The sequence below is a fragment of the Mesorhizobium sp. P2_A12 genome (assembly GCF_056405075.1).
In genome coordinates this window covers 46,069-52,541 of the sequence record NZ_JBFUCU010000027.1, presented here as the reverse complement: position 1 = coordinate 52,541, position 6,473 = coordinate 46,069, and the positions used below count along the sequence as shown (strand labels likewise).

At 63.2% G+C, this 6,473-nt stretch carries 4 protein-coding genes; 2 read left to right on the top strand and 2 right to left on the bottom strand.

The window, feature by feature from the left end:
* Positions 1–537: 537 nt before the first annotated feature.
* Positions 538–2,505, top strand: a complete 1,968-nt coding sequence (locus AC1DZU_RS32170) for a M23 family metallopeptidase (RefSeq protein ID WP_477291026.1) — start codon at positions 538–540, stop codon at positions 2,503–2,505.
* Positions 2,506–2,516: 11 nt separating this feature from the next.
* On the opposite strand, the gene AC1DZU_RS32165 is transcribed toward AC1DZU_RS32170, so the two are convergent.
* Positions 2,517–4,076 carry an MFS transporter gene (locus AC1DZU_RS32165; RefSeq protein WP_477291024.1) on the bottom strand — a complete coding sequence of 520 codons (1,560 nt, stop codon included), beginning with the start codon at positions 4,074–4,076 and terminating at the stop codon, positions 2,517–2,519.
* 163 nt (positions 4,077–4,239) lie between these two features.
* Here AC1DZU_RS32165 and AC1DZU_RS32160 point away from each other — a divergent pair, with 163 nt between their 5' ends.
* Positions 4,240–4,872 (top strand): TMEM175 family protein, encoded by a 633-nt coding sequence (locus tag AC1DZU_RS32160; RefSeq protein WP_477291022.1) that lies wholly within the window; start codon positions 4,240–4,242, stop codon positions 4,870–4,872.
* Positions 4,873–4,897: 25 nt separating this feature from the next.
* Here the strand turns inward: AC1DZU_RS32160 and AC1DZU_RS32155 are convergent, their stop codons facing one another.
* Positions 4,898–6,373: a L,D-transpeptidase family protein gene (locus AC1DZU_RS32155; protein WP_477291033.1), complete on the bottom strand. Its 1,476-nt coding sequence runs from the start codon at positions 6,371–6,373 to the stop codon at positions 4,898–4,900.
* Positions 6,374–6,473: the final 100 nt, after the last annotated feature.

Here is a 6,473-nt window from a genome sequence, read left to right as displayed (position 1 = left end):
GGCTCCGGGGCCGTCCGAGTGTCGCTTACGCGGCTCTCTTGAATCTCACAACGGGCAGGCTTAGAAGCAAACTTCTTCGTCGCCAGCGGCGTGCCGCCCTCGTTGGTGAGGCGTATATAGTCGCCACCATCAACAAGTGTCAACAGCCATCTCAAAGTTTTTGAACTTTTTGCGACAGAAATCTCGGACCCGGTCTGTTGATAGCCGGCTGCCCTTGGGGAACAGCGACAACGCCGGGTGGCGACCACGAAGGAGCCCTATTGCCGCCGCATTGCCGTTCGACACCAAAGCCAACGAAAGCGGCACCGCGCCGACGGCGCAGCGCCTCTTTCAAAAGCCTCATACAGGGGTGCGCGATGAGCCTTGCAGAGAAGGTGAACCGCCCCTCTTTATAGAGCGCTCTATACAAGAGAAGTGCGCGAGGGGAATTCGGCCGGGGCGCAGGCTTCGTTGACTTCACCGGCCATGACAGGCAAATGTCACGGCCATAACAAAAGCGACAAGCCGTTCCGCCCGGGGAAGAAGCAGCCTTTCTGGATGCCAGACACGGAAGATGTCATAGCCGAACTCGGCAACGAGCCGCCGCTTATCGCGGACGGCCGCAGCGGCCCGCCCGACCGGCGCGAGGTTTCCGCACGCTGGCTATCAGGCACCTTCCTCACCGGCGTGACATCGAGCGTGCTGATGGGCGTGGCACTGTTCGCTGCCCTTGACGGACGTCAGCAGTTGGCGACGCCACCCGAGATTGCGGAACTGATCAATCTTGCCGGCAATGGCGATTCCGGCGAGGTGGCCAAGACGACAAGGCTGGTGGCGCCGCGTCAGATCGCCAAGGCCAAGGACCGCCGTCGGATGGAAGTGTCGATGGTGACCAAGGTCGGCGACCGTGACGTCATCCACACCATGCCTTTCGTGCAGATCAAGATGGCGCTTGCCGCCGGCCACACCACCAGCCGCCCCTACCCGCCTTTCGACCCGATGCAGGTGTTCGGCAACGACGGCGACGACAGTGCTGCGCAGCCGGCGACAGCCTCGGCCGCTTCCGGCCAGATCTACGGCGCCAAGGTCGAAAGCGAGATGAGCCTGAAGACCGTCGATTTCCCGATCGAGACGGCTGCCTTCGACGAAAAGAGCGACCTCTCTGCCGACGAGGTGGAAAAGGTGGTGCGCGAAGCCGGCACCGACCTCAGCGATGGGGCCGTCCAGGTCGCTTCACTGCACTATGTCGACCCGCAGCGATTCGGCGACGCCTTTGCCGAGAGCATGGCCGGCTCCTATGACGTCAAGATCGTGCCGGAGAACGTCTCGGTGGCGCCACGCGCCGCCGCCGACGATCAGGCGCCGGCTTTCGCCGAGGAAATCATTCCCTTCACCAAGGATCTCGACATTACCGAGGCCTTTGCAGATTCGGGCTATACGGGAGAAGACGCCACCGGCATGGCCGAAGCGATCGCCAAGCTGTTGAACGCGACGGCGCTCAAGGCCGGAACCGTGCTGCGTGTCGGTCTCGAGGTGCATGGCGACGCCGCCAAGGTCGTGCGCACCAGCGTCTACGACCGAACGCAGCACATCGTCACCATCGCGCTCGACGATCGCGGCCAGTATGTGCCGGCGCAGGAGCCGGATCCGAACCCCGAATTGCTGACGGCGTTCGACGACTCACCGCCCGTGGTGGTGCGCGGAAATTTGCCGAACATCTATGACGGCATCTACCGCGCCGCTTATTCCTATGGCATGTCGAAAAAGATGACCCAGCAACTGGTCAAGCTGCTGGCATCCGGCGTCGACTTCCAGTCGCGACTCAATCCGGCGGATCGCCTCGAAGTCTTGTTCTCGCAGCCGGACGGCGACGACCAAGCGTCCGACGAGTCCGAACTGCTTTATGTCTCATCGACCTTCGGCGGGCAAACGCGCAACTTCTACCGGTTTCAGATGCAGGACGGTAGCGCGGACTATTTCGACGAGGACGGCAGCAGCGCCGAGCAGTTCCTACTGCGCAACCCACTGCCAAACGGGAGATTTACCTCCGGGTTTGGTGCGCGCAGGCATCCTATCCTCGGCTATGTCCGCATGCACACAGGTACGGACTGGGCCGCCCCGATCGGATCGCCGATCATCGCCGCCGGCAATGGCGTCGTCGAGAAGGCGGGCTGGGCCGGCGGCTATGGCAAACAGATCATCATTCGTCATGCCAATGGCTACGAGACGTCCTACAATCACCAGAGCGCCTTTGCCAAAGGCATCGAAGAAGGCGTGCGCGTTCGCCAGGGCCAGGTCATTGGTTATCTCGGCCAGACCGGCCTCTCCACCGGTCCGCATCTCCATTACGAGCTGATCGTCAACGGCACCAAAGTCGATTCGATGCGTGTCCGGCTGCCGGTCGGCAAAGTGCTGAAGGGCGATGATCTCGTCGCCTTCAAGCGCGAACGCGAGCGCATCGACGACCTGCTGAAGCAGGAAGACAGTGATTCGCTGAAGGTTGCGAGCGCCAAGATCGACGGCTGATTCGCTGATTTTCAGCCTTTCGGATTTTCCACACGCCACGGCCATGGCAGCCGCTGACCGGAAATGGTCGTCCACGCGATCACTGCCGAAAGCAGGCAGAGCAGTGCCGTCACCGAAGAGACGGCGGAAAACGCCGCGTCGCCGGCGGCGAGCCTTGCCGCGTCGACTGCCGGCGCCAGCCCAATCGTCGCCGGTTCGCCAAAGCCTGGCACTCCGGGCGTCGCATTCCCATCGAGTGCTTTCGCGTAGACCCAAGCCGCAAGCGAGCCCATCGCTGCCACCGCGATCAGGCCGCCGATGCGCGAGACGGCATTGTTTATCCCGGAGGCAGCACCGGTATCCTTGTCTTCCACGGCCGTCATGATCGCGGTTGACAGTGGCGACACGACCAGCGCCATACCGAGCCCCATCAGCCCCATCAGCGGAAATGTTCCCGTCCAGAAATTGTGGATGCCAGCATGGGCGAGCAAGGCAAGTCCGGCAAAGGCGAAAGCCACGACAAGGCTGCCGAAGGCGATCGGAAGGCGCGGCCCGATCCGGTCGGACAACTGGCCGACGGGCCTCGACAAAAGTGCCATCGATGCCGACAGCGGCAGGAAGATGAAGCCGACCTCGGCCGTGCTCAGTCCCCAGCCGGCGATCAGCAGCATCGGCAGATAGAAGAGATTGGCCGACAGCGCGAAATAGAGGAAGAACGTCGCGGCATTGGCGCCGGCGAAAGCACCGACGCGAAACAGCGACAGATCGATCATCGGCTCGCGCTGCTTAAGTTCGAAGGCGATGAAGACAGCCAGCAGCACGGAACCGGCCGCAATGCTCGGCCCCGACAGATGGCCCTCGCCGCTAGCGCTCATCGAGGTCAGCCCATAGGCGAGCGCGCCGAAGGCCAATGTCGCGAGCGCGGCACCGCCGAGATCCAGGCTGCGTTTTTCCGTCGGCGCATCGGCCGGGATCTTGGCCAGCAGTAGATAGATAGAGATCAGGCCGAGCGGCAGGTTGACCGCGAAGATCGCCCGCCAGATGCCGTCACCGAATGCCGACAGCACGAAACCACCGAGCACCGGGCCAAGTGCCGTGGTCAGCGCCGAAGCCGCGGCCCAGATGCCTATGGCGCGGCCGCGCTCTTTTTTCGGATAGGCCTTGGCGATGATGGCCAGGCTGCCCGGCACCATGATCGCCGCACCAATGCCCTGCAGCGCGCGAAATGCGATCAGCACCACCGCATTCGGCGCCAGCGCACAGGCAAGCGAGGCGACAATGAACAGCGCAATGCCTGCCACGAAGGCGCGGCGCAGACCGAATCGATCGCCGGCGGCACCCCCGGCAAGGATCAGTGCCGAGAGCGTCAACGCATAGGCATTGGAAATCCACTGCGCCTGCGCCAGGCTGGCGCCAAGGTTGACGCGGATCGCCGGCATGGCGATGGCCAGGATCGAACCGTCGATGAAACCGAGCGCCGAGGCCAGGATCGCCGCAATCAGCACGAATCGCCGTTGCGACGGCGGACAGAACGTGCCGTTCGTCACCGGACTGGTCAGAGGAACGGCGGCGGCTTCGCTTGGTGAATGCATGGAACCTTGCTTAGACCGCAGGCGTGTTGGCAACAACCGGCCAGTGGCTTGCTGTCCTTGAAACCAGCCACATGGCCAGGATCGCACCTGCGTGGGTGCACACGGCGGCAGCCATGCTAGGTTCTGGCTAGCTTTCTGGAAAGTTGCAGGCGGGGAGAAGTCGATGAAGCGGCCACTTGAAGCATCGGCGGAGGGACGCGGCCGTATCGTCGGCATCACCGACGGCGTGTTCGCCATCGCACTCACCCTGATCGTCCTCGAAATCAGGGTGCCGGCGCACGAGGCGATCCATTCGGAGCGCGATCTGCTTGCCGCGATCGCGGCACTGGCGCCGCGCTTCCTGACCTATGCCTTGAGCTTCCTGACGCTGACCATCTTCTGGTTCGGTCAGCAGGCGCAGCATGGGCTGATCGCAAAATCCGACCGGCGGCTTGCAACGCTGAACCTCTGCTTTCTCGCCTTCATTGCCCTGCTGCCTTTCTCGACCGATCTTTTGGCCGACTTCCTCGAGTTCAGAACCGCGATGCTGGTCTACTGGCTCAACCTGCTGATGCTCGGCGTCACGCTGTTCGCCAGCTGGCGTTATGCCGAGAAAAACGGCCTCCTGGCGGAGGGTGTCGATGCGGAAGCCAAACGCACAGTCTATCTGCGCATCGTCAAGGCGCAGATCCTGTGGGCGATCGGCGCGGCACTGTGCCTGATCACGCCGTTGCTCAGCGTCGGATTTATCCTGGTGGTCCAGCTGGTCTATGCGATAACCCCGGGCGCGAAGTGGGTGCGCAGGATCATCGGCTGAGCGTTTCAGAAGCGCTGCTTCAGCTTCAGTCGACGAACTCCACCGTCACGCCCGGCGAGACCAGCTTGGCCAGTTCCCGCGCATCCCAGTTGGTCAGGCGCACGCAGCCATGGCTTTCTGTCTTGCCGATCTTCGACGGATCCGGCGTGCCGTGGATACCGTAGGTCGGCTTGTCCAGAGCGATCCACACCGAGCCGACCGGACCGTTCGGACCTGGCGGAATCGTCAGGACCTTGTCGTTTTGGCCCTGCTTGAAATTGATGCTGGGGTTGTAGGTGTAGTTCGGATCGAGGGCGACGCGCGATACAGCGTGTATGCCGGACGGTGACGGCGTATCCGCCGAGCCGATGGTTGCGGGATAGGCCGCCACCAGCTTGCCGCCCGCATCATAGGCGAAGACTTCTTTCCTGCCCTTGTCGGCGACGATACGGGCAACCGGCGTCGAGACCAGTTTGCCGAAATTGGCGACCTTGATGGTCGTGCCGGGACGATTGAAGTTGGCGTCCGGGTTGAGCGCCTTGAGGTAGTTCTCGTCCATGTGGAAGCGCTCCGCGAGCGCCTCGGTCACCGACGTATAGCCCATGCGGTCGAGCTGCGCCTTCTGGCTGTAGTCTTCCGGGATCGAGGCGACATAGGGACCGGCCGCATCCTCCGGTGTAATGGTGTAATTGGCGAAGGCATCGCCGCCGGACTGCGCAAGAGCTGCCTGGATGCCGACCGCATCGGTCGATCGCAGATTGCTGCCGGTGATCTGGTTGTAGGCGGCGAGCGCCTTGTCGACATTCGAACCGAAACGCCCATCGATGACGCCAGGCGAAGCACCACCCCGGTCGAGCAGCACCTGCAGCGCCGCGACATCCTGACGTGCTCCCAGCGAAAGCGCCGGTTCGACCGTCGTCTTGCCGCCAGCGGTTGGCGGCAGTCCCGCCTGGTCGGAGGGAGACGCCGGCTGGGCAGGGTCTATCGAGGCCTCGTTCAGCGGCTGGCGTTTGATGGTGCCCGGCTCTCCCGACTGCGGCGCATCGGGATAATTGTTGTCGTAGCTGCCATCGTTCTGCGGTGGCGGCGGATAGGCTTCCACGGAATTGTCGCTGTCAGGATCGTATTCGTCCGCCGGCGGCGGGATGACCCGACCTTCTTCTTCCAGCTGTTTGCGGCGGAACCGCGCCATGTCTTGCGGATCATCGAGATAGTAGCGGTCATTGTCATCGGGGACGCGGCCAAGCTCGCGCAGCCGTGTCTCGCGGCGCAGCGCGCGCCGGTCGAGCCGCGTCTGCGGCGGCTGGATAGCGATGACCTTGCCGGTATCGGCATCGACGATGACGCGGTTGCCCCTGGCGTCGTAATAGATGTCGAGATTGCCGTCCTGGGCGACGAGGATGCCACCATCGTCGGCAGCGCGGGCAATCCGTGGTGCGCTGTCCTGCGTCGGCGCGCCGAGCGCGCCAGAAGACAAAAGCCCGCCGGCAAGTACCGAAAGGGTGAAGATCGTGCGCAGCATGGTGGCCAAACTCTCCGGTCCGTAATTGCCGCCGCCCGGCAGTGTCCCTGTACGGCGAACCCCTTCGCCAGCAAACCAGTTCACCACCATATGGTTCCAA